This is a genomic window from Streptomyces sp. NPDC006687 (assembly GCF_040636215.1).
In the GTDB taxonomy this organism is placed as follows: domain Bacteria; phylum Actinomycetota; class Actinomycetes; order Streptomycetales; family Streptomycetaceae; genus Streptomyces.
On record NZ_JBEYJJ010000025.1, the window covers coordinates 12,678 to 35,046 of the forward strand.

The window sequence follows — 22,369 nt, forward strand, 5'->3', positions numbered from 1 at the left end:
GGCGCACGGCCGCCCCCGGCCTCCGGTGGGAGGCGCGGGGGCGGCCGGCGCTCGGCGCTCGGGTGGGGGGATCAGCAGGCGCCGAGGTCCTTCCAGACGCCCCATTCACCGGTGGTGCCGGGCACCTCGTTCTGCGTCCACCACTGGGCCTTCCACTTGTGGCCGTTGTACGCGACCTCGTTGCCGGCGGTGTAGATCTGCCCCGCGACATAGGCCGGGGTGCTGCCGCAGCCGGTGCTCGGGGGCGTGGTCGGCGGGGTGGTCGGAGGCGTGGTGGGCGGGGTGGTCGGGGGCGTCGTCGGCGGGGTGGTGGGGGGCGTGGTGGGCGGCGTGGTGGTGCCGCCGAGGGCGTCGTTGATCTGCTTCAGCAGGGTGGCGTTGTCGTCCAGGCCGAGCAGGGAGTACATCATCGCGCCGGCCAGACCGCGGCTCTTGCCGTAGTCGGCCCGGGCCTGGATGGACTTCTGGTTCAGGCCGGTGAAGAACTCGCCGTCCTTGTAGAAGTAGGACGCCTTGGCCTGGTCGTCCCAGAAGGTGGTCGCAGGGTTGTCGACGATGCCGCCGAGCTCCCGGTAGTTGGCGATGCCGGCCTGCTGGGAGGTCGGGCGGGCGCCGGAGGGGCCGGTGGCGGTCTGGGCGAGGCCGTTGGCGGCTCCGGCGGGGACGCCCTTCCAGCCGCGGTAGTAGAACTCGTAGCCCAGGGTCAGCTTGTTGGCGGGGAAGCCGCCCGCGACGCCGTAGGCCGGGTTGCCGTCGATCCAGGAGTCGATGGCGTTCTTGACGCTGTACTTCTGGGTGCCGGGCTTGACCACGTCGGTCGGGTCGGCCGGAGAGTTCAGCAGCGGGGACTGGTGGTAGGTGGGACCGGTGCCGTCCCAGGCGCCGTGCATGTCGTACGTCATGATGTTCGCGTAGTCGAGGTACGCGCCGATCTTGTCGGTCTCGATGTGCGCGATCTTGTCCTGGCCGGCCGGGAGGGCCGCCGTCAGCAGGTACTTCTTGCCGCCGTTGGCCTGGCCGTAGGCGTCGAGCTGGGTGCGGAACTCCTTGAGCAGGAGCGTGAAGTTCTGCTTGTCCTCGGGGGCGTAGTGGTTGCCGAGGTGGCCGTTGGGCGAGCCCGGGTACTCCCAGTCGATGTCGATGCCGTCGAAGATTCCGGCCGCCGAGCCGGGGCCCCCGTAGCCGTCGGCCGTCGGCAGGTTGCCCTTGATGTACTGGTCGATGCAGGAGGACACGAGCTTCTTGCGGGAGGCGTCGGTCTTCGCCGCGTCGCTGAAGTACTTCGAGTAGGTCCAGCCGCCGATCGATATGTTGATCTTCAGGTTCGGGTACTTGGCCTTCAGCTGCTTGAACTGGTTGAAGACGCCCACGATCGGCTGGTCCCACTTGTCGGCGACCCCGCTGACGCTGTCGGCCGCGCTGAAGGACTTCTGGTAGTCGGCGTACGAGTCGCCCGCCCCGTCACCGGCGTTGGGGTTGTTGTCGTCGCCCGCCGCCTTGTTCGCCTCGAAGCAGGTGAGGTCGGTGGGGTGGATGTTGCCGAAGGAGTAGTTGATGACGTCGAGCTTGCCCGCGATGCCCCGGGTGTCCAGCTGCTTGGGGTAGAACGCGCTGCCGTACACGCTCCACTGGTCGTAGTAGGCGATCCGCACACCGCCGGCGGCGGTGCCCGCGGTGGTGGCGGTGCCCGCGGCCCGGGCGGTCCCGGTCGCGGTGAAGGCGCCCAGCGCGCCCGCTGCCAGCGCGGCCGTGGCGGCGGCCGCTACGAGGGGTTTACGGATGTGCATGTACTGCCTCCTGGGGGGTGGGAGGGGAGGGCATCGGCTCGGGGCCGGGCGGTTCGGGTGAGAGAAGGGATAGCGATCACGGCACGCCCCAGTCAATGGTTTGGACCAAACAAGGACTAGACCACTGAGCGCGTAAATGCCCTAGTCAGAGACGTGCGCGCACAGCAGAAACCGCCCGCCACCCCGGGTGACGAGCGGTTTAAGGTTCCCTTGATTCATGCTCCGGCAAGGTTTCGGCAACAAACCAGCCGAACCAGCGGCCAGGGGGTGTCTAGGCGAGTGTGGGCATGCCGTACGCATCCGCGACGAGACCGTACGAGCGCACCCGGGCTTCCCCGCTGTGCCCGTTGGCGGTCAGCATCAGCTCGTCCGCGCCCGTCCGCTTCACCAGCGCGTCGAGCCCGGAGCGGACCTCGTCGGGGGTGCCGTGGACGATGTTCGCCAGCCAGCCGTCCACGAACTCCCGCTCCAGCGGCGAGAAGGCGTACGCGGCCGCCTCCTGCGGCGTCGGGACCAGCCCGGGCCGGCCGCTGCGGAGCCGGAGCATCGACAGCGCGCCGGTGAGTACCTGCGCGCGGGCCTCCGCCGCGGTGCCGGCGGCGAGCGCCGAGACCCCGATCACGGCGTACGGGGCGTCCAGCACCGCCGAGGGGCGGAAGCTCTGCCGGTAGAGGTCGAGGGCGGGCAGGGTGCCGGCGGCGGAGAAGTGGTGGGCGTACGCGAACGGCAGCCCCCGCTCCCCCGCGAGGCGGGCGCTGAAGCCGGAGGAGCCCAGCAGCCAGACCTGGGGCCGGGCGGCGGGCCCCTGCACCGGGCCGGGCACGGCGTGCACGCGGGCGTACGGGTGCCCGTCGGGGAAGTCGTCGTCGAGGAAGCGGATCAGCTCCGCCAGCCGGCGGGGGAACTCGTCCGCCGCCTCGTCCAGCCGTCCGGGCCCGCGCAGCGCGGCGGCCGTGCGCGGATCGGTGCCGGGTGCCCGGCCCAGCCCGAGGTCGATCCGGCCCGGGGCGAGGGCCTCCAGGGTGCCGAACTGCTCGGCCACGACCAGCGGCGCGTGGTTGGGCAGCATGACCCCGCCCGATCCGAGGCGGATGCGGGAGGTGTGCGCGGCCAGGTGGGCCAGGATCACCGCCGGGGAGGAACTGGCGACCCCGGGCATGGAGTGGTGCTCGGCGACCCAGTGGCGGTGGTAGCCGCGGGACTCGGCGAGCCGGGATATCTCCACGCTGGTGCGCAGGGAGTCCCGGGCGGTGCTGCCGGCGCCGACGGTGACGAGGTCGAGGACCGACAGCGGTACCGGCGCCGTCCCCTGGACGGTCCCGCGCACCGGGTCGGCTCCGGCGGACCCCGGCGCACCGGCCGCGTCCGCCTCCGCTCCCCGTACGCCTTCTCGGGCCGCGCCGTGCCCCGTAGGCTCGGCGCCCGTACCGTCGGCGCCCGTGGCCTCGCTGTCGCTCATCGTCGTCGCTCCCGTTCCGTCCGGCTCGTATGGAGAAGGGGAACGGCGGGCGCCCGTGGGGCATTCCCGGCAGACCGGGACAGGGCCGGGATAGGCCCGTGACCGTGGCATATGCCAGATGGATAGGCCCAGCCCCAAGGGCATGATCAAGCCATCAATCTCCTCAACAGACGCTCCACTTGGGTCCCTTGATGGCTATCGTGGTAGAGCAAGCGGTAACAACCTGGTAGGGGGAGACCGTGGCGCTGAAGCCCGAGCCGACCGCGCCGTTCCATTCGGTGCAGTACGCCCTGCGCGTGCTGGAGACGATCTCGCGGCACACCGGAGGTGTGACCGACGCGCAGATCGCGCGTGAGACCGGCCTGCCCGCCGTCCATCTCGCCCCGATGCTGCTGATGCTGCGCCGCGAGGGGTACGTCCTTCAGGTCTCCGACGGCGCCTACGCCATAGGGGATTCCCTCGTGCTGCTCGGATCAGGGGGCGACCGGCAGCAGGCGCTCCAGGAGAAGCTCCAGGAGACCCTCGACCGGCTGCGCGACTCGGTCGGCGCCGCCGTCTACATCAGCCGTTATGTGGACGGCGAGGTCCGGATCACCCAGTTCGCGGACAGCCCGCGCACGCCGAAGGTCCATGAGTGGGTCGACTTCCGCTCGGCGGCGCACGCCAGCGCGGTCGGCAAGTGCCTGCTCACCCAGCTCGACCAGAACGGCCGGCGCGACCACCTGTCCCGGCACAAGATCGCCCGGCTGACGTCGAAGACGATCGTCAACGAGCGGGTGCTGTTCTCGAAGCTGGACAGCCAGCCGGCCACCGTGCCGGTGCTGGATCTCCAGGAGTACGCCGTGGGCACGGTCTGCGCGGCGGTGCCGATCACGGCGGGTGCGGCCGTGGGGTGCCTGGCGCTGTCGATGCCGGTCGAGCACGCGCACCGGCTGCGTGCCGCCGCCGACGCGCTGAACCGGAAGGCCGCGCCGCTGCTGCTGTCGCTCACGCTGTGAGGGTGCCCGTGGGGTGGCCCGTCATGCACTTCGGGCGGTTCCCGGTGAACCGGAAACCGCCCGAAGATCAGGTGCGCCGCCAGGGACTCGAACCCCGGACCCGCTGATTAAGAGTCAGCTGCTCTAACCAACTGAGCTAGCGGCGCTTGCTGACAGAGAAAATACTACCTGGTCCCGAGGGGTGCTCCAAACCAGGTCCGGAGGTCACCAGGAGAGGGCCGCGCGCTCCTCGCCGTCGGCGGTGCGGACGCGGACCGTGCCGGTGTCCCCGTAGACCTCGTGGCGCCAGTCCGCGAAGACCTGTGCGACCCGGCGGGCGTCCTCGCCGAGACCCTTGCCGACGGACCCGGTGGTGAAGGCCACGCTCGCCTCGGAGGTCCCGCCCGCCTTGCGGACCCGGACCTCCTTGAGGCTGCCGGGGGGCATGAGGGTGTCCGCGCCGGTGCGGTGGCGGGCGTAGTAGGCGTCGAAGTCGCGGGTCATGTCGTACCAGCCGTCCACGACGACGGGGCAGGGCTGCCGCCCGGGGGCGCTGGGGCTCTCGTCGTCGGTGGGGGGCTGGGGGGTGCCGGGGGGTTCGTCCTCGGTGGGGGGTTGGGGGGTGCTCGGGGGCTCGTCCTCCGTCGGCGGCTGGGGAGCGCCCGGAGGCTCGTCCTCCGTGGGGGGCTGGGGGGTCGTGGGGGGTTGCTGTGGGGGGAGGCCCTGGGTGGGTGGGGCGCAGGTCGTGGAGGGCGGGAGGGGGGCGGGCGGGGCCGTCCGGGCGCCTCCCGGCTGGGTGCCGCAGGCCGCCAGGGCGAGGCTCAGGGCCAGGACCGCCGCGGCCGCCCATGTCTTCGCGGGCGACGGCATGGCGGGTGGTGTGGTCGTCGTGGGCGTCGTGGTCGTCATGGGAACCCCCTCCTCGGTGAAGAGGGGCTCGCGCCCCCGGTGGTTCCGCTCAGCGGTCCAGGAGGTCCCGGCGGCCCCGGTCCTCGTACGCCGACAGCAGCGCCTCCAGGGCCGGTCCGTCGAGCGGGCGGTAGGCGCCGGCGACGCGGTGCCAGACGGGCTCGGGGCCGGGGGCCCCTCCCCGCGACGGCCCGGGGAGGAAGCCGGTGCGGCGCAGGGCGGCGCGGTGGACCTTGTTCGTCGCCGTGACGGGCATGGCGTCGAGGATCCGGACGTAGCGCGGGGCCATCTTCGTCCCCAGGTCCGGCTGGGCGGCGAGGAAGGCGGCGAAGGCGTCCGGGTCGAAGGCCGCGCCTGCGCGCAGGGCCAGAGCGGCCATCACCTGGTCCCCCGCCACCTCGTCCGGGACCGCGTACACGGCGACGGCGGCCGCGGGCTCCCAGCGGGCCAGGATGTTCTCGATCATCGCGGCGGCGAGGTTCTCGCTGTCCACGCGCAGCCGGTCGTCCGTGCGGCCCGCGAAGTAGAGGAAGCCGTCGGCGTCCCGGAAGAACAGGTCGCCGGTCCAGTACCAGCCGTGACGCGTGCGAGCCGCTTCCGCCTCGGGGTTGCGCCAGTAGCCCTCGAAGTGGCTGCGGCCGCGGTTGACCAGTTCCCCTATGGCCTCCTCCCCGTTGCACAGGCGGCCCCGCGCGTCCAGGACGGCCCGGGGGCATTCGCGGCCCGTCTCCGGATCGATGACGGCCAGGTCGTCACCGGCGCCGGCCCGGCCGAGGGCGCCCGGCGGGGTGTCGGGCGTCCTCTGTACGGAGGCGCCGCCCTCGGTGGCCCCGTACCCCTCGACCAGCCGGACGGCGAACCGCTCCGTGAAGCGGGCCGCGTCGACGGCGCCGGCCTCGGTGCCGAAGCCGAGGCGCAGGGCGTGCTCGCGGTCGTCGGGGCGGGGCGGGGTGGCGAGGAGGTACTGGACGGCCCGGCCGACGTAGGTGAAGTAGGTGGCCCCGTAGGCGCGTACGTCGTCCAGGAACGCGGAGGCCGAGAAGCGGCGGCGCAGGGCGACGGGGGCGCCGGTGGCGAGGGCGGGGAGCCAGCAGGCCATGACGGCGTTGCCGTGGAAGAGGGGCATGCACAGGTAGTGGACGTCGTCGGCGGTGAGGCGGAAGTGGCGGGCCAGGGAATGGCCGGCGGCGGCGAGGCGGCCCTGGCTGCAGACGGCGGCCTTGGGGGCGCCGGTGGAGCCGGAGGTGAAGTAGAGGAGCAGCCGGGTGTCCGGGCGGGGGCCGCCGGGGCGCAGGCGGGCTTCGCCCGGCGTGGCGGTGGCGTAGGGGGCGAGGAGGGCCTCGTACTCCTCGGTGCCGGTCACGAGGACCCGTACGCCGGGCAGGTCGAGGCCCCGCAGGAGCGGCAGGTGGGCGGGCTCGGTGACCAGGAGGCGGCAGTCGGTGTGGAGGATGTCGCGGGCCAGCTCGGGGCCGCGCCGGGTGGGGTTGATCCCGGCGACGGCGGCCCCGGCGAGGGCCGCCGCGCCGAGCCAGAAGGGGAACTCGGGGCTGTTGTCGAGCAGCACCCCGACGTGCGGCTCGGCTCCGGGCGGCAGGAGGTCGGCGAGGAGCGCGGCGCGGGCGGCGGCCTCCTGGGCGGTCCGGTGGCGGCTGAGGACGGTGGCCGGCGCCCGGGTGGCCCCGGGGCCGGCCTCCGCGCCGTGCTTCAGGCCGGGCCGGTGGTCGCCCCACTGGCGCGCGATGAGCTCCGCGACGGTCCGGGCGTCGGTTCCGGTTCCCGTTCCGGCTTCGGTGGTGGGCGTCGTCCGCATGCCGCCGGAGGGTAGCTGACGTAGCGTCAGAACTGAACGTCGGAGCAGGAGTAGAACGCCATCGCGGTGTCGTTGACGGTCCAGACGGCGAGGATCATGTGCCGGCCGGTCTTTCCGCTGGGCATGGTGCCGCGGTGGATGGTGGTCATCTCCGGGCGGGCGCCGTTGTACGGGACGACGAGGAAGGGCTGGGGGTCGAGGGAGGCGCGGGTGAGGGGCTTGGTGGGGTCCCAGCCGTTCTTGGTGACGTAGTACCTGAAGTCGGTGGTGGAGTGGTTGGCGGTGAACTGCCAGCGGAAGTCGAAGCTCTGGCCGGAGTTGACGCGGGTGGCGGGCCAGGTTCCGCCGCGGGGGTCGTCGAGCTGGGCGAACTCGCCGTGGCCGCCGGAGCAGATCTGGCCGTCGGCGGGGCCGGCCGCAGGGAAGCCCTTGTAGCCCTCGACGCTCTGGGGCTCCCACTGGATGGGACCGCAGTCGGGGACGGTCTTGTTGGCGCAGAGCTTCTGGCGGCTGATGGGGGTGTCGGTGTAGCCGTGGCCGCTGGCCGTGGGGGCGGTGAAGAGGGTCGCGGCGGCGAGGAGGGCGGCGCCGAGCACGGTGGCGCCGACGGTTCCGGGGCGTCTGGGTATGCGGAAGGTGCGCATGATGCTCCTTGGGTGTGGGGGGTGCCTGGCGGGGCGTGCGCCCGTGTGGGGAACGGGCGCGGGGTGGGGCTGAGGAGCCGGGGGCTCGGAGTAGGTCTAGACCAAGCCCAAGTCCCACAGTATTGACGTGACTTGGCGCTGTCCATCCCCATGCGAAAACGGGTGGTCCGGTCCTTGCCGGCCACCCGTTTCCCGATTGAACGCTGCTGGGTCGGTGGTTACTGGTCGGACCTGCCGGTGTAGAAGGCGACGGTGAGGTCCTTGACGAGCGCCTTGCGTTCGTAGTCGTCGAGTTCGACGATCCCGCGCGAGGTGAGCCGGTGGACGGTGTCGTCCACGGCGTCGACGACGGCGGTGAGGACGGAGTCCCGGTGCTTGGCGTCGATCGCCGCGATCCGGCGGCGGCGCATCGCCTCGGCGACCTCCGGGGCGTACTCGATGCGGGTCGGCTGGGCGGAGAACACCTCGACGCCGACGGCCTCCGTCTCGGCGGCGAGGGTCCGGGTCAGCGCCTCGCCGACGGCTTCGGCGTCGCGCAGGGTCGGCGCGTCGTCGTGGAAGGCGTCGGCCGGGAGCCGGGAGAGGACCCGGGCCGTGGCCGACTCGACCTGCTGGGCGAGGTACTCGATGTGGTCCTCGACGGCGAGGGTGGCCCGGGCGGTGTCCCGGACCTGCCAGACGACCTGGACGACGACCTGGAGGGCGAGCCCGCCCGAGTCGACGGCCGGCATCGGCTCGCTGCGCCAGTGCCGCAGCCGGACGTCCACGCGGCGGCGCAGCAGGAGGGGGCTGACCCAGGTCAGGCCGGTACGGCGGACGGTGCCGCGGTAGCGCCCGAAGAGGGTGAGCACCCAGGCGTGGCCCGCCTTGGCCCGGCCGAGGCCGCCGAGGGCGAGGAGGGTGACGACGCCGAGGAAGGCGAGCGGGGGCCAGAGGGTGACGCTGAGCCCGTGGTAGGGGCGGGGCTGCACCCCGAAGGCGGCAACGAGGACGGCGGGGACCACCCCGGCCCGCCACAGCACGGCCGCGCAGCCGGTGAGGGCCAGTCCGCCGACGGCCACGGCGATCCAGCCGGGCAGTACGGGCCCCCGGTGCTCCCGCAGCCGCTCGTCCCCGCGGGGCACCCGTCGCGCGGGCGCCGCCGCCGGCTCGGCGGGACGCCGGGCGGGGGTGGGGGCGGCGGGGGCGGCGGGGCTGGGCCGGAACGGCAGGTGCACCGGAACCTCGGTCACGGCGGCCCCGCGCACGGGCCCCCTCGGCCCGTCGTCCCCGCGCCCCCGGTCCCGCCCCTCGATCCCCCGCGCCACGGCCTGCGCCACCCTCTCGACCACCCCGGGCCCGGGCACCCCACCCCGCGCGGCGGGCACGGCCGCTTCCCGGGGGGCGGCGGGGGCCGCCGACTCCGGCCGGGGGGCCGGGGGCTGCTGCCCGGGAGGGGCGCCGGCCTGGCCGTGCTTCGCTCCGGCGTGGGGCGGGGCGGCCTGGGGGGCGGCCTGGCCGTGCGGCGAGCCGGCGTGGGGCGGGGCGGCCGGGGTGCCGGCCTGGCCGTGCCTCGCCCCGGCATGGGGCGGGGCGGCCTGGGGGGCGGCCTGGCCGTGCGGCGAGCCGGCGTGAGCCGTGGTGGCCGGCGGCCCGGCCTGGGAGGCGGGTTCGGCGGGAGGCTGACCGCCGGAGCGCGGCAGCGCTGCCGGGGCCGCCGGCTCCGGCCGGTCGGTGGGGGGCTGCTGCCCGGGGCGAGGGGTGCGACTTTGCGACCCGGCCTCGGGGACCTGGACTTCCGGCACCGCCCGGGGGGCGGGGGGCTGCTGCCCGGCCTGAGGGGCCTGGGACTGTGGCACCGCCCGGGGCGCGGGGGGCTGCTGCCCGGACTCGGGGGCGTGGGCCTGGGCCACCGCCCGGGCGGCGGTCGGCGGCTGTCCGCCGGAGCGTGGCGGTGCGGGTGGGGTCAGGGGCACCGGCCGGGGGGCGGGGGGCTGCTGCCCCGGGCGGGCCGGGGGCGGCCCGGCCTGGGGACCCGCCTGGCCGTGCGGCGTCCCGGCTCGGGGGGCGCGTTCGGCCGGGGGCTGCTCTCTGGATCGCGGCGGCGCGGTCGGGACCAGGGGCTCCACCCGGGCCGCCAGGGGGTGCGGCTCGGTCCGGGGGGCCGGTGTTTCCCCGCCGCCCGCCCGGCCAGGGATCCCCGGCGCTTCACCGACGACCGCCTCCGGGGCCCCGCCGGCCCGGCGCGGGGCGGGGGCGTCGGCCGTGGCGGTGGCGTGCGTGGGGTCGCTGCCGACGGGGTGCCCGGCGTAGGCCGGTGTCACGGCGGCCTCGGACCGGGACCGGACCACCGGGCCGACCGGGCTCACGGCGCGCGCCGGCAGTTCCGTCCCGCCGGGGTCACCGGCGTGGGCCGGAGCGACGGGTCCCTCAGGCCGGGCCAACGGGTCGGTGATGCTGGTGGCACGCGCCGGCAGCTCCTCCCCAGCGGAGTGACCGGTACGGGCCGAGGCCGCGGACCAGAACTGGGCTGCCGGGTCGGCCGTGCCAGCGTTGTGCACCGGCAGGTCCGATCCGACGGGGTCACCGGCGTGGGTCCGGGCCACGGGGGCCTCAGGGCGGGCCAACGGGTCGGCGGATCGAGCCGACAGGTCCGGCCCGACGGGGTGGCCGGTGCGGGCCGGAGCCACGGGCCCCTCAGGCCGGGGCGGGCCGACCGGGCCGGCGGTGCGCGCCGACGGTTCCGGCCCGGCGGGGTCACCGGCGTGGGCCCGGGCCACGGGGGCTTCGGATCGGGCCGCCGCGTCGGCCGGGTCGGCGGATCGCGCGGGCAGGTCCACCCCGGCAGGGTCACCGGCGCGGGCCGAGGTCACGGGTCCCTCGGGCCGGGGCTGGGCCGCCGGGCCGGCGGTGCGCGGCGGCAGGTCTGCCCCGACGTAACCGGCGTGGGTCCCGGTCACGGGGGTTTCGGGTCGTGCCACCGCGTCGGCGGATCGAGCCGACAGGTCCGGCCCGGCGGGGTGGCCGGCGTGAGCCGGGGTCACGGATCCCCCGGGCCGGGACTGGGCCGCCGGGCCGGCGTCACGCGCCGGCAGGTCCGTCCCGGCAGGGTCACCGGCGTGGGGCCGGGGCATGGACCCTGCGGGGCGGGCCGCCGGGTCGGCGGGGTGGGTCGGCAGGGCCGGCCCGCCGTGGGGCCGGGTTGCGTGGGCCTCGGGCCGGGCCGCCGGGGTGGTGGCGGGGTGTGGTAGGGGCGTCCCGGCGGGGTCGTGGGGCTGCGTCGGTCGGGCCTCGGCTGCGGGGGATGCCGCCTCGGCGGGTCGCCGGGGCGCGGCGGAGGGGCGCGGTTCGCGGACGGGCGGGAGGGCCGTGACGACGGGCCCGGAGGTGAAGCGGGTGGCTCCCGTCGGGGCGGCGGGCGGAGGGGCGGGGTGGAAGGTGCCCGTGGTGGTCGTGGTGTGGGTGGGGTGCATCGTTGCCTCCGTCATGCGAACAGCCGGCGCCAGGTTTCCGGGCCCGGGTGACCGTCGGCCATGGCGCCGCGCCAGCCCTGCGCGCGCTGGAACGCCTCGACGTTGCGCCGGTCGGCCTCCGTCCAGGCCGGGCCCGGGCCGGAGGTGTAGTACGTGCCGAAGCCCTTCCTCGCCAGCTGGCGGCCCAGCGCGGCGATCTCCGGGTGCGACTGGCCCGGCCGGAAGACCCCCGGACCGGGGTAGGCGGGCACTCCGGCGGAACCCGGACGCGGGGCGGCCGGGGCGGCCGGGGCCGGCGGGGGCATCGGGGCCGGCGGCGGCGTCGTACGGCTCGTCGGCACGATGTCGTTGCCCTCCCGCCGGACCAACAGCCGCCAGGTGTACTCGCCGGGGATGCCGTCCGCGTCGGCGCCCGTCCAGCCCTGCGCCAGCTGGAACGCCTCCGTGGCCTGCCGGTCGGCCTCGCTCCACTTGGTGCTCGGCCCCTTCGGGTAGAACCGCAGGGCACCCCGGTCGATCAGCATCCGGCCCAGCTGCGCGACGTACTTGTTGTCCGCGCCCGGCCCGAACTTCGACGCCCCCGGGAAGGCTTCCGAGGGCTGCGGCGCGGGCGGCACCGAGTCGCCCGGGACGACCGCGCTGGTCACCCCGTTGTACCGGTACGGGACGTACTTGTCCGCGTTGCTCCAGTAGCCGTAGGGGGTAGCCGCCCGCCGCGTGTTCGGGCGGGTCTGCTCGTAGGCGATGTAGCTGGTGTGCGTCTCGTCGACCCAGCCGCCGAAGAGGACCACGTGCGAGCCGTTGTTGGGGTCCGCCGGGTTGTGGAAGAGGAGCATGTCCCCCGGCAGCAGCTCCTCCTTCGTGATCTTCGTGGCGAAGGTGTCGAGGCTGCCGGTCCACTCGTTCGTGCCGAGGTTCCAGGCCATGGAGACGTATCCCGAGCAGTCCTGCCGGTACCCGTCGGTCCAGTACTCGGACATGCTGTACGGGACCTGCGCCTCCAGCCACAGCTTCGCCCGGTTGATGATCGTGGCGCGGTCGATGCGCCGCGCCAGGGACGGGGCGCCCGGCCGGCCCGGCCCGGAGGGGCGCGGGCGGCCGTGCAGCGGGGCCCGTCCGCCCTGCGGGCTGCCCGGGGTGTCCCGCGCCGACGGACCGGGTCCGTCCGCCCGCCGCCCGGCACCGGGTTCGCGGGCGGCCTCCGCGACGGCACCGCCCTCGTGGGCGGCTCCGGATGCGTGGCCGCTCCCGGTCCCGGCGCCCGTCACATGCCCCGGCACCGGTTCGGCGGGCCGGGGGTCCGGCGGAGACGGGTGGGCCGGGGTGAGGGCGGCGGCCGAGCCGGCGCCACCCAGGACCACTCCGGCCGCCGTGGCCAGGACCAGCGCCCGGCGGGCCCCGCGTACGCACGGCAGCCCGCGGTCCCGCAGCGCTATGGCCCGCCCGCGCACCAGCGCCCGGCGGCGCCGCACGCACCCGGGGCACCCGCAGTCGCCGGGAGGCTCGTACTCCTCGAAGACAGGCATCGGCATCTGTACTCGCACCGGAGGCTGCGTCGTCATGCGGTATCCGTCCACTCCCCTGATCGGGTCCCGACCGGTCCCGATCGCTCCTGCTCGTCGTCGGCCCGGACCGCCCCCGCATCCGACGGAGCGTCAGATCGGTGCGGCCCAGACATATCGTGCACGACAAACCCCTCAAACATGGGTTAATCGGACAGCACGGGCGCGGCTGGTCACGAGCACCTCCGGAAGTGGGGTAGAGTTTTCCCTGTCAGCAAGCGCCGCTAGCTCAGTTGGTTAGAGCAGCTGACTCTTAATCAGCGGGTCCGGGGTTCGAGTCCCTGGCGGCGCACAGACAAGGGGAAACCCCCCGCAGCGAAAGCTGCGGGGGGTTTCCTCGTTTTCACCCGGAGGCCGTCGGCGACGGGCCTACGCCGCCGCCCCCGGCCGGGCTCCCGCGCCCGTCAGGTACGCCGAGACCACCACGTTCGCCGAGTACTGTCCGGCCGCCTTGTCGTAGGTCCCGCCGCACGTGACGAGCCTCAGCTCCGCCCGCCCCGCGACCCGCGGCCCGTACGCCTTGTGCGGGTCGAAGCCCGCGCGCTCGTAGACCCGTACGTCCTCCACCGTGAACTCGGCGACCGTCCCGTCCGCCCGCGCCACGCGGATCTTCTCCCCCGCCTTGACGGTGCTCAGGCCGAAGAACACCGCCGGCTTGGACTTCGTGTCGACGTGCCCCACCATCAGCGCAGCCCCCGCCGCGCCCGGCGCCGGACCCGCGCCCCACCAGCCCACCGTGCCCGGCAGCTCGTACGGCGGCGGCTCGACCGCCCCCTGGCGGTCCAGACCCCGGGCGATCACGGGCGCCTGCACCCCCAGGGACGGTACGTCGACCCGCGCGGGCATCGCCGCCGTCAGCGGGGCCCGCGCGGCCGGCAGGCCCGGGCCGGACTGGCCGCCGGCCCGGCCGGAGAGCGGGCCGGCCGGGACCCCGGTGATCTCCTTGCCCCACACCCACAGGCCGAACACCAGCACCGACCAGGCGGTGAAGGTCACCAGCCGGCCGCCGGCGGAGGGCCCGGACCCGCTCATCCCTCGTTGCGGCGGCGGCGCAGGGTCAGGGCGCGGCCGGCCACCGCCAGGGTGGCCACGGCGGCCAGGACCGCGCCGACCACGGTCTGCGGCAGGCCGGGCCCGTCGCCGTGGTGGCTCTTCTTCGTCGCGGCGGCCAGCCGGGTGGTCTGGGCGACCTGCTCGGCCATGGCGCCGCCGCCCGCGTGGACCGGCCAGACGGGCGAGTGGTGGGGGTCGGGCTGGTGGTCGCGGTGGCGGATCTCCAGGGAGCCGCGCAGGCCGTTGTCCCGGCCCTCGCACTTGACGCGGACCTCGTGCCAGCCGGGGTCGGCGTGCGAGCGGATCTCGGCCTCGCCGAACAGGGTGCGGGGGTCCTCATGGCCCTTGTGCAGCCGGACCTCGGAGTCGAAGACGGGGGAATGGGCCACCGCCCAGTCACCCTCACAGGCCCGGACGCGGATTTTCACCCGGCCGCCCGGCCAGGCCGGGTTCGGCTCGACGGAGACACCCCCGCGGTCCCCTTCGTTTCCGAGGGCCGCGGGGGTGGTCACGGCGGTGCAGGCCGCCAGGGTCACGGCCACCGCTGCGGCACGGAGAGCGATGAGAGAACTGCGCATGGTGAACCTCCTCACTAGGAGATTCACGCGCGGCGCGCCGCTCCGCATCCGGAGCGGCGCTCTCTTGGCCCGTACGTGTCAGCCGTACGCACCAACGCGCGCCCGCACGGCCGTCCCGCCGCTACACCAGGTCGACGAGGTCCGCGATGGAGTTCACCGTCCGGGTCGGGCGGTAGGGGAACTTCTCGGTGTCCTCGACCGTGGTCAGCCCGGTCAGCACGAGGAAGGTCTGCATACCCGCCTCCAGCCCGGCCAGTACGTCGGTGTCCATGCGGTCGCCGATCATCGCGCTGGTCTCGGAGTGGGCGCCGATCGCGTTGAGGCCCGTACGCATCATCAGCGGGTTGGGCTTGCCGGCGAAGTACGGCTTCTTCCCGGTGGCCTTGGTGATCAGCGCGGCGACCGCGCCGGTGGCCGGGAGCGGGCCCTCGGTGGAGGGGCCCGTCTCGTCGGGGTTGGTGCAGATGAAGCGGGCGCCGCCGTTGATCAGGCGGACGGCTTTGGTCATGGCCTCGAAGCTGTAGGTGCGGGTCTCGCCGAGGACCACGTAGTCGGGCTGGTGGTCGGTGAGGATGTAGCCGATGTCGTGCAGGGCGGTGGTCAGGCCCGCCTCGCCGATGACGTACGCCGTACCGCCGGGGCGCTGGTCGTCCAGGAACTTCGCGGTGGCGAGGGCGGAGGTCCAGATGTTGTCCACGGGCACGTCCAGGCCCATGCGGCTGAGCCGGGCCTGGAGGTCGCGGGGGGTGTAGATGGAGTTGTTGGTGAGGACCAGGAAGGGCTTGCCGGACTCGCGCAGCCGCTTGATGAAGGCATCGGCTCCGGGGATCGGCGTGCCCTCGTGGATGAGGACCCCGTCCATGTCGGTGAGCCAGGATTCGATCGGCTTGCGCTCTGCCACGGATTTCTCTCCGCTCTTCGATGGCCGCTGACCTGTGGGTCTGTGGTCTGTACCACCACCCTAGCGGGCGCGGGCCGTGGACGCGGGGGGCGTCCACGGCCCGGACTGGCCCGGCGCGCGCGGTCCGTGGCACGCGCTGGGTCTGGGTCCGGAACTCGTCGGTGGTGAAGGCCCGTCCGGCCCACTATGTGACGCCGCCGGTGCCCATCGCGGAGTTGTCCACGGACCAGCCGGAGGGCGGGGGTGCGTCCGCGCAGGGCAGGGGGCACTCCAAGGAGCAAGTGGGTGTGGCGGCAGGGGCTGCGGGGTCAGCTGCCGGTGGCGGTCTTCCAGGCGTCGACGTAGTCCGTGAGGTTCTTGTCTATGTCGGCCCAGTTCGGCTCGAAGACCTCGACGCCCGACATCAGCTTGGTGAGTTCGATGGCGTTGGCGTCCGTGGGCTTGACGTCGCTCCGGGCCGGGAAGCCGCCGCCGACCTCGCTGACCAGCTTCTGGGCGTCCTCGCTGAGCAGGTAGTCGAGGAGCTTCTTGCCGTTCTCGGTGTGCGGGGCCTTGGCCACCAGGCCCGCGGCGTAGGGGAGGGCGAAGGTGGTGGGCTTGCCGCCGTCCTTGGCGGGGAACCAGATGCCCAGGTTCGGCATGGACTTGGCCTGGGCGAAGTTCATCTGGACATCGCCGTTGGCGACGAGCAGTTCGCCCTTGTCGGTCTTGGGCGCGAGCTTGCTGGTGGAGGAGGACGGGCCGACGTTGTTGGCCTGGAGCCTCTTGAGGAAGTCCATGGCCTGGTCCTTGCCTCCGAAGTCGTGCATGGCCTTGATGAGGACGGCCGTACCGTCGCCCGCGACGCCGGGGGTGGAGTACTGGAGCCTGCCCTTGTAGCGGGCGTCGAGGAGCTCCTCCCAGGTGCGGGGTGCGGTGCTGAGCTCCTTCTTGTCGTAGACGAAGCCGAAGTAGTTGTTGACGACGGAGGTCCACTTGGCGTCGGCGGACTTGTCGGCGCCGTTGACCTGGTCGGAGCCCTGCGGGGCGTAGGACTGGAGCAGGCCCTTGCCGTCGGCCTGCTGGATGAAGGGCGGCAGGGTGATCAGGACGTCGGCCTGGGTGTTGGTCTTCTCGCGGACGGCGCGCTGGACCATCTCGCCGGAGCCGCCCTCGACGTACTTGACCTCGATGCCGGTCTTCTTGGTGAAGTCGGCGAAGACCTTGTCGTACCAGCCGTCGCCCTTGTCGCTCTTGAGGCCGTCGGCGCTGTAGACGGTGACGGTCTTCCCGCCGCCGCCCTGGGCGTCGCCGCCCTGGCCGGTGGTGGAGGAGCCGCCGCAGGCGGTGAGGGTGGCGGCGAGGGCGAGGCCGCCGGTGAGGGTGGCGGCGGCGCGGAGGGGGAGCGGTCTGGGCATGGGGGTTCCTTACGGGGACGGGACGGGGGGTGTCAGCGGTAGGAGGCGCGGGTGCGGATGCGGGAGACCGCCAGGAGGACCAGCAGGGTGGTGGCCATCAGCACCACGGCGACGGCGGATCCGGCGAAGAGCGAACCGCGGTCGGTGGCGGTGAAGATCCGGACCGGGAGGGGCATCCAGTCCGGCGGGTAGAGCATCATCGTGGCGCTCAGCTCGCCCATGGAGAGGGCGAAGCAGAGTCCGGCGGCCGCCGTGAGGGAGGGCAGCAGGAGCGGGAGCCTGACCCGCCACAGCACGTACGCGGGACGGGCCCCGAGGGAGGCGGCCGCCTGTTCGTATGCGGGGTCGAGGCGCACGAGGGCCGCCGAGACCGACTGGTAGGCGAAGGCGGTGACGAGGATCGTGTGGGCCAGGACGACGATCGTGCTGGTGCCGTTGAGCAGCAGCGGGGGCTTGCTGAAGGCGACGAGGACGGCGAGGCCGACGACCACGGACGGGACGGCCACCGGCAGCATGAACAGGGCGTCCAGGGCTCGCTTTCCGCGTCTGCCGAGCTTGGCGCTCCTGCCGGTCTTGTCGAGTCCGGCGGCGGCCAGGGCGGCCCAGGTGCCGGCGGTGAGGGCCAGGAGGCTGGCGGCCAGGGCGGTGACCAGGGAGGTGGTCAGGGCCTGGAGGGATTCGCCCCGTACGGCGGAGGCGTAGTTCTCGGTGGTCGGGCCGGAGGGGAAGGCGCCGGACCAGTGGGTGGAGAAGGACGCGGCCACGACCACCAGGAGGGGCAGGGCGAAGAGGGGGACAAAGAGGATCCCGAACAGGCTCCAGGCGGCCCAGCGGCCGCCCTTGCTATGCACCAGCACGCTTGCCCACCACCCGGTAGAGGCCGAACAGGCCGAGGGATATGGCGATGTTGACGACGGCGACCACGCAGGCGGCCGGGTAGTCGGATTCCAGGATCGCCTTGCCGTAGACGAGCATCGGCAGGGTCGTGACGCCCTTGGCGCCGGTGAACAGGACGATCCCGAACTCGTTGAGGCACATCACGAGGACGAGGCTGCCGCCCGCCGCGAGGGCAGGAAGCGCTTCGGGGAGGATCACCTGCCGGACGATCCGGGCCGGGCGGGCGCCGAGACCGGCGGCGACCTCCAGCTGGGCGGTGTCCAGCTGGGAGAAGGCGGCGAGCAGGGGGCGTATCACGAAGGGGGTGAAGTACGTGATCTCCGCGAGGAGGACGCCCCAGGGGGTGGTGAGGAAGTGGAACGGGCCTTCGGCGCCGCCGAAGACGTCCGTCCACAGGCCGTTCGCCATGCCGACGGTGCCGTAGAGGAAGAGGAGGGCGAGGGTGATGAGGAAGGAGGGGAAGGAGAGGAAGACATCGATGAACTTGGCGACGGCCTTGGCTCCCGGGAAGGGGACGAAGGCGATGATCAGGGCCAGGGTGAAGCCGAGGAGGAGGCAGCCGGCGGTGGCGGCGAGGGCCAGCCAGACGGTGGTGCCGAGGGCTTCGCGGAAGGCGTGTGAGGCGAAGACGGCGGAGTAGGCGTCGAGGGCGCCGCCGTGGTCGGGGGTGAGGGACTGCCGGACGACCAGGGCGAGGGGGTAGAGGAACACCAGCCCGAGCGCGGCGACGGGGGGCAGGGCCCAGAGGGCCGGGGGGAGACGGCGGGAGGGCTCCGGGGGTTCGGGGGGTGTCCGGGAACCGGGCTGGGGGGCGGCGGGGGCCGCGGGCGGTACGGGGCGGTGCGGGGGCGGTAGGGGGTCCGGGGCGGGGCAGGGGTGCGGAGGCCGGGCGGGGGCCGGCGGGGCGAGGGCCGACCGGGGGTGGGCGGGGTCAGGCATCGGTGACTCCCGCCGCCAGGAGGACTCCGTCGCGGGGCTCGAAGTGGAGGGTGACCTCGTCACCCAGTGCCGGGGTCTCCCGCAGCTCGGGCAGGTCCGCCTTGACGCGGTGGCCGGCGACGTCGACGTACAGCCGGTGCGTCGAGCCGCGCCACTGCACCTCCGTGAGGGTGCCGCGCAGGGCGTTGGGGCCCTCGCCGAGCCCCAGCAGGTGCGGCCGTACGCACAGGGTGGCGGTCGAGCCGGGGGCCGCGGCGCCCCGGTCGAGGGTCAGCGGGCGGCCCGCGAAGAGCGCGCCGCCGTCGGCGACCGTGACCGGGAGCAGGTTGGCGTTGCCGACGAAGGACGCGGTGAACTCCGTACGCGGTGCCCGGTACAGCTGCTGCGGGGTGCCGCAGTCCTGGAGGCGGGCGCGGTCCATGACGGCGATCCGGTCGGCGAGGGTCAGGGCCTCGACCTGGTCGTGGGTGACGTACAGGATGGAGACGTCGGGGAGTTCGCGGTGCAGCCGGGCCAGTTCGGCCAGCATCCCGGAGCGCAGCTGCGCGTCGAGCGCCGAGAGGGGCTCGTCGAGCAGAAGGACCCCGGGGCGGATGGCGAGGGCGCGGGCGATGGCGACCCGCTGCTGCTGTCCGCCGGAGAGCTCGCGGGGGTAGCGCCTGGCGTACGCGGCCATCCCCGTCATCTCCAGGGCGCCGGTGACCCGGGCGGGGATCTCCGCCTTCGGGGTCTTCTGGGCGCGCAGGCCGAAGGCGACGTTGTCCTCGACCCGCATGTGCGGGAAGAGGGCGTACTGCTGGACGACCATCCCGATGCCCCGCTTGTGCGGGGGCAGGGCGGTGACGTCCCGGCCCGCGATCAGTACCCGTCCGGAGGCGGGGCGTACGAATCCGGCGACGGCGCGCAGGGCGGTGGTCTTGCCGGAGCCGGAGGGGCCGAGGAGGGCCATGACCTCGCCGGGTTCGACGATCAGGTCGAGGGAGTCCAGGACGGTCGTGCCGTGGTAGGCGACCGAGACGGAGTCGAAGCGGATGCCGCTCACGAGACCGGTTCCCCGAGCAGTGCCGGGAGTCCGGCGACGGAACCGAGGACGTGTGTGGCGCCGTGCGCGGTGAGCGCGGCGCGGTCGTGGGCGCCGGTGAGGACCCCGGCGACGATGCCCGCGCCGGCGCGGCGGCCGCTGAGCATGTCGTACGCGGTGTCCCCGGCGACGACGGTCTCGGCCACGTCGGTCACGGCGCCGGTGCGCAGGAACGCGGCCAGCACCATGTCGGGGTAGGGCCGGCCGCGGCCGCCCGCGTCGGCGGGGCAGAGCGTGAGGTCGGCCAGGCCGTGCCAGCCGAGGGCGTCGAGGATGGCGTCCTGGGTGACGCGGGCGAAGCCGGTGGTGAGGGCGACGGTGTGGCCGTCGGCGCGGAGCTTCTCGATGGTCTCGCGGGCGGCGGGGACCGGGGCGATGAGGCCGGCGTCGACGAGCTGCGCGTAGGCGTCCTCGAAGGCGGAGTTGGCCAGCCGCGCGCGGTCCTCCGTACCGAAGAGGTGGCGGAAGACGGAGATCTTCGACTCGCCCATGGTGGCGCGGACGTAACGGAGTTGCTCGGCGTGGGCGGGGGTGCCGGGCTCGACGCCGAGGCGTTCGGCGGCGGCTTCGAAGGCGCGCTCGACGAGGCCGCCGTCGGCGACGGTGGTGCCGGCCATGTCGAGGACGACGAGCCTGCGGCCGGGGGACGTCGCGGTCATGGCTTCGGCGGGGGTTTCGGCGGGGGTTTCGGTCATGCGGCTCACCAGCCCAGTTCGTTCGCGGTGGTTTCGGCTATGGCGGGCGAGCAGGTCATGCCCCGGCCGCCCGGTCCGGTGACGAGCCAGACGCCTTCGCCGACCGGCTGGCGGTGGACGACGCGGCTGGTGTCGGTGCACTGCGCGTACACGCCCGCCCAGCGGTGCCTGATCTTCGGCAGGGGGCGCCCGAGGAAGGACTCGGCGACGTGCGTGAGGTGGTCGTAGGGGTCCTCGACGGTGTCGAAGGCGAAGGGGTGCTCGTACTCGTGGGTGTCGCCGATGGTCAGGCCGCCGTCCTGGCGCTGGACCATCAGCAGCTGCATCTTGTGCGCGGCGGCGACCGGCGTCTGCGCCTGGGTGGCGTTCAGCTCGTCCAGGGCGGGCGAGCGGTAGGCGGGGTAGTAGCGGAAGCTGTCGGCGTCGGCGACGGAGGTGGTGAGCGGCTCGCCGAGGGGGGCGGTCTGCATCATCTGGAGCCGGACGCGGCGTACGGGCAGGTCGGGGACCAGCTCACGGACCAGGCCGGAGAGCCAGGCGCCGGTCGCGAGGACGACGGCGTCCCCGCGGTGGACGTCGCCGTGGTCGTCGCGGACGGCGGCGGGTCCGGCCAGGTCGCGGACCTCCCGCCCGGGCAGGAAGGTGTAGCGGCCGGAGGCGCGCAGGGCCTCGCGGAGGTGGAGCTGGGCGGTGCGCGGTTCGACGGCCGCGTCCCGCTCGCACCACAGGGCGGCCTCGAACGCGCCGCGCAGGGCGGGGTTGATCGCCCGCGCCTCAGCGGCGGTGACCAGCTTGTAGCCGCGGGCGCCGGCGTCGGGGCGGGCGACGGCCGCCTCGGCGACGGCGTACTCGCGGGCGTTGCGGACGGGGGTGAGGGACCCGATCGCACGGAAGCCCAGGCCGGGCACCTCCGCGCCGATCCGCTCCCAGAGCTCGCGGGCCCGCAGGGCGGTGTCGAGCTCCTCGCCCCCGGCCCGGCCGCTGACCCAGATCTGGCCGAAATTGCGCAGCGAAGCGCCCCGGGCCTCGGCTTCGCGCTCGATCTGGACGACCTCGTGGCCGCGTTGGACTGCTTGCCAGGCGTGCATGGTGCCGACCACGCCGCCTCCGACGACTATGACTCTCACGGCGTCCACGCTCGGGCCGGTCCGTGACCCGGGAGGATCCGGTGGGATACGGGGCGGTGAACAGCCCTCGACGCTTGGACTAGACCCGTTATCGTTCCGTGACCTTGGAGGGGTGGGGTATGCGCATGTTGTTCGTTTTCTCCTAGGGCTGTTCAGGCCGCAGGCGGGTCGTGAAGCTGAACCGGTCGCCACGGTAGAGCGAACGCACCCGCTCCAGCGGCAGTCCGTCCTGGTCCCGTGAGAAACGGTGGATGAGCAGCATGGGAAGGGCGGGCGGGGTGCCGATCAGCAGGGCCTCGCGGGGGGTGGCCAGGACGGTCTCCAGCTTCTCGTCGGCGTCCCCGAAGGAGATCCCGAGGCTCTCGCGGAGGTACCCGTAGAAGGAGGAGTCCGGCTGGAAATCGACGTCGAGGTGGGGGGCGCGGGCCACCCGGACATACGTGCTCTCCAGCCCGACGCGCTCGTCGTCGGCGAGCAGCACGCGCTCCAGGTGCCAGACGGGCTCGCCGGTCTCGGCGCCGATACCGCGGGCGAGTTCGGGCGGGCAGGGGAACCGTTCCAGGCCGATGAGGTTGCGGCCGGGGCGGCGGCCCTGGCGGCGCACGCCCTCGGTGTAGCTGGCGAGGGAGAGCGGCTGCTCCAGCTTGGGCCCGGCGACGACGGTACCCCTCCCGGCCCGCCGGAGCCGGCCCTCCAGCAGCAACTCCCGCAACGCCTGCCGCACCGTCTCCCGGGCCACCCCGTACCGCTCGGCGAGATCCCGCTCGGTGGGCAGCGCCCCGCCTTCGCCGAGCTCGTCGAGCAACTCGGCGATACGGGCCTTGACGGCGTAGTACTTGGGGACACGCCCATGCTCGGGAATCCCGAACCGGACGGGCGAGCCGGGGCGGTGAGGTGCGGGGGAGGGAGTTCGTTCTTCCACGCTCGGACTGTACGCGCGCCAGGTGTACGGCCGGTTCGGGGCCGGGCCGCGGGCGGCGGGGTGTCCCGTGCGGGGGTGTGCGTGGTGGTGTGGCGGGCGCTCATGGTTCCTCCTCGTGCGCGGCCCTGGTGGGCGGTGCCTGGGTCCTGCTCGCACTCCCAAGGTCCCACCGGCCG

Annotated in this window: 18 protein-coding genes and 2 tRNA genes; 2 read left to right on the forward strand and 18 right to left on the reverse strand. The window is 74.1% G+C overall.

The features are described 5' to 3' along the window. Positions 1–71 precede the first annotated feature (71 nt). Together ABZ716_RS23515 and ABZ716_RS23520 are read right to left on the reverse strand one after the other, a co-directional pair. Positions 72–1,787: a glycosyl hydrolase family 18 protein gene (locus ABZ716_RS23515; protein WP_358961475.1), complete on the reverse strand. Its 1,716-nt coding sequence runs from the start codon at positions 1,785–1,787 to the stop codon at positions 72–74. A gap of 271 nt (positions 1,788–2,058) precedes the next feature. Next, positions 2,059–3,246 carry an LLM class flavin-dependent oxidoreductase gene (locus ABZ716_RS23520; RefSeq protein WP_358810103.1) on the reverse strand — a complete coding sequence of 396 codons (1,188 nt, stop codon included), beginning with the start codon at positions 3,244–3,246 and terminating at the stop codon, positions 2,059–2,061. 239 nt (positions 3,247–3,485) lie between these two features. On the opposite strand from ABZ716_RS23520, the gene ABZ716_RS23525 reads away from it, so the two are divergent. Continuing rightward, complete coding sequence (locus tag ABZ716_RS23525) at positions 3,486–4,244, forward strand: IclR family transcriptional regulator C-terminal domain-containing protein (RefSeq protein ID WP_351885218.1); 759 nt, start codon at positions 3,486–3,488, stop codon at positions 4,242–4,244. Between the two features lie 72 nt (positions 4,245–4,316). Here ABZ716_RS23525 and ABZ716_RS23530 read toward each other — a convergent pair. From ABZ716_RS23530 to ABZ716_RS23555, 6 genes are all read right to left on the reverse strand, one after another. Further along, positions 4,317–4,390 (reverse strand) — tRNA-Lys (locus ABZ716_RS23530). 58 nt (positions 4,391–4,448) lie between these two features. After that, on the reverse strand, positions 4,449–5,132 hold the full coding sequence (locus ABZ716_RS23535; RefSeq protein WP_358961478.1) for a hypothetical protein: 684 nt from the start codon (positions 5,130–5,132) through the stop codon (positions 4,449–4,451). A gap of 49 nt (positions 5,133–5,181) precedes the next feature. Further along, positions 5,182–6,945: an AMP-binding protein gene (locus tag ABZ716_RS23540; protein WP_358961480.1), complete on the reverse strand. Its 1,764-nt coding sequence runs from the start codon at positions 6,943–6,945 to the stop codon at positions 5,182–5,184. Positions 6,946–6,971: 26 nt separating this feature from the next. Beyond that, on the reverse strand, positions 6,972–7,589 hold the full coding sequence (locus ABZ716_RS23545) for a lytic polysaccharide monooxygenase auxiliary activity family 9 protein (protein ID WP_358961482.1): 618 nt from the start codon (positions 7,587–7,589) through the stop codon (positions 6,972–6,974). Between the two features lie 218 nt (positions 7,590–7,807). Next, positions 7,808–9,544 (reverse strand): SPFH domain-containing protein, encoded by a 1,737-nt coding sequence (locus ABZ716_RS23550; RefSeq protein ID WP_358961484.1) that lies wholly within the window; start codon positions 9,542–9,544, stop codon positions 7,808–7,810. A 1,508-nt stretch (positions 9,545–11,052) separates the two neighbouring features. Next, complete coding sequence (locus ABZ716_RS23555; RefSeq protein WP_358810108.1) at positions 11,053–12,603, reverse strand: peptidoglycan-binding protein; 1,551 nt, start codon at positions 12,601–12,603, stop codon at positions 11,053–11,055. A 218-nt stretch (positions 12,604–12,821) separates the two neighbouring features. Here ABZ716_RS23555 and ABZ716_RS23560 point away from each other — a divergent pair. Next, a tRNA-Lys gene (locus ABZ716_RS23560) sits at positions 12,822–12,895 on the forward strand. A 77-nt stretch (positions 12,896–12,972) separates the two neighbouring features. Here ABZ716_RS23560 and ABZ716_RS23565 read toward each other — a convergent pair. The 10 genes from ABZ716_RS23565 to ABZ716_RS23610 form a co-directional block, all read right to left on the reverse strand. Continuing rightward, entirely contained in the window at positions 12,973–13,635 is a 663-nt protein-coding gene (locus tag ABZ716_RS23565; RefSeq protein ID WP_358810109.1) for a class F sortase, read from the reverse strand. Continuing rightward, on the reverse strand, positions 13,632–14,234 hold the full coding sequence (locus ABZ716_RS23570; protein ID WP_358810110.1) for a hypothetical protein: 603 nt from the start codon (positions 14,232–14,234) through the stop codon (positions 13,632–13,634). Before ABZ716_RS23570 ends, ABZ716_RS23565 begins: the two co-directional genes overlap by 4 nt. Before the next feature lie 121 nt (positions 14,235–14,355). Beyond that, complete coding sequence (locus tag ABZ716_RS23575; RefSeq protein WP_358810111.1) at positions 14,356–15,135, reverse strand: HAD-IIA family hydrolase; 780 nt, start codon at positions 15,133–15,135, stop codon at positions 14,356–14,358. Between the two features lie 308 nt (positions 15,136–15,443). Continuing rightward, on the reverse strand, positions 15,444–16,532 hold the full coding sequence (locus ABZ716_RS23580; protein WP_358810113.1) for a 2-aminoethylphosphonate ABC transporter substrate-binding protein: 1,089 nt from the start codon (positions 16,530–16,532) through the stop codon (positions 15,444–15,446). Positions 16,533–16,564: 32 nt separating this feature from the next. Next, positions 16,565–17,389, reverse strand: coding sequence for an ABC transporter permease subunit (locus ABZ716_RS23585; protein WP_358961487.1), 825 nt, complete (start codon positions 17,387–17,389; stop codon positions 16,565–16,567). After that, the gene (locus tag ABZ716_RS23590; RefSeq protein WP_358961489.1) at positions 17,376–18,368 is read right to left on the reverse strand and encodes a 2-aminoethylphosphonate ABC transporter permease subunit; all 993 of its coding nucleotides are present in this window, start codon (positions 18,366–18,368) and stop codon (positions 17,376–17,378) included. The genes ABZ716_RS23585 and ABZ716_RS23590 overlap by 14 nt, the downstream gene beginning before the upstream one ends. Continuing rightward, positions 18,361–19,410 (reverse strand): ABC transporter ATP-binding protein, encoded by a 1,050-nt coding sequence (locus tag ABZ716_RS23595; RefSeq protein ID WP_358961492.1) that lies wholly within the window; start codon positions 19,408–19,410, stop codon positions 18,361–18,363. Before ABZ716_RS23595 ends, ABZ716_RS23590 begins: the two co-directional genes overlap by 8 nt. Then, positions 19,407–20,108 (reverse strand): phosphonatase-like hydrolase, encoded by a 702-nt coding sequence (locus ABZ716_RS23600; RefSeq protein ID WP_358961516.1) that lies wholly within the window; start codon positions 20,106–20,108, stop codon positions 19,407–19,409. Before ABZ716_RS23600 ends, ABZ716_RS23595 begins: the two co-directional genes overlap by 4 nt. A 41-nt stretch (positions 20,109–20,149) precedes the next feature. After that, complete coding sequence (locus ABZ716_RS23605; protein ID WP_358810117.1) at positions 20,150–21,271, reverse strand: TIGR03364 family FAD-dependent oxidoreductase; 1,122 nt, start codon at positions 21,269–21,271, stop codon at positions 20,150–20,152. Positions 21,272–21,413: 142 nt separating this feature from the next. Then, on the reverse strand, positions 21,414–22,193 hold the full coding sequence (locus tag ABZ716_RS23610) for a GntR family transcriptional regulator (RefSeq protein WP_358810118.1): 780 nt from the start codon (positions 22,191–22,193) through the stop codon (positions 21,414–21,416). Positions 22,194–22,369: the final 176 nt, after the last annotated feature.

Bases quoted from the DNA above. Each gene is read 5' to 3' on its own strand.
- ABZ716_RS23515 (WP_358961475.1), bottom strand. From the start codon at position 1,787: ATGCACATCCGTAAACCCCTCGTAGCGGCCGCCGCCACGGCCGCGCTG.
- ABZ716_RS23520 (WP_358810103.1), bottom strand. From the start codon at position 3,246: ATGAGCGACAGCGAGGCCACGGGCGCCGACGGTACGGGCGCCGAGCCT.
- ABZ716_RS23535 (WP_358961478.1), bottom strand. From the start codon at position 5,132: ATGACGACCACGACGCCCACGACGACCACACCACCCGCCATGCCGTCG.
- ABZ716_RS23540 (WP_358961480.1), bottom strand. From the start codon at position 6,945: ATGCGGACGACGCCCACCACCGAAGCCGGAACGGGAACCGGAACCGAC.
- ABZ716_RS23545 (WP_358961482.1), bottom strand. From the start codon at position 7,589: ATGCGCACCTTCCGCATACCCAGACGCCCCGGAACCGTCGGCGCCACC.
- ABZ716_RS23555 (WP_358810108.1), bottom strand. From the start codon at position 12,603: ATGACGACGCAGCCTCCGGTGCGAGTACAGATGCCGATGCCTGTCTTC.
- ABZ716_RS23565 (WP_358810109.1), bottom strand. From the start codon at position 13,635: ATGAGCGGGTCCGGGCCCTCCGCCGGCGGCCGGCTGGTGACCTTCACC.
- ABZ716_RS23570 (WP_358810110.1), bottom strand. From the start codon at position 14,234: ATGCGCAGTTCTCTCATCGCTCTCCGTGCCGCAGCGGTGGCCGTGACC.
- ABZ716_RS23580 (WP_358810113.1), bottom strand. From the start codon at position 16,532: ATGCCCAGACCGCTCCCCCTCCGCGCCGCCGCCACCCTCACCGGCGGC.
- ABZ716_RS23590 (WP_358961489.1), bottom strand. From the start codon at position 18,368: ATGCCTGACCCCGCCCACCCCCGGTCGGCCCTCGCCCCGCCGGCCCCC.
- ABZ716_RS23600 (WP_358961516.1), bottom strand. From the start codon at position 20,108: ATGACCGCGACGTCCCCCGGCCGCAGGCTCGTCGTCCTCGACATGGCC.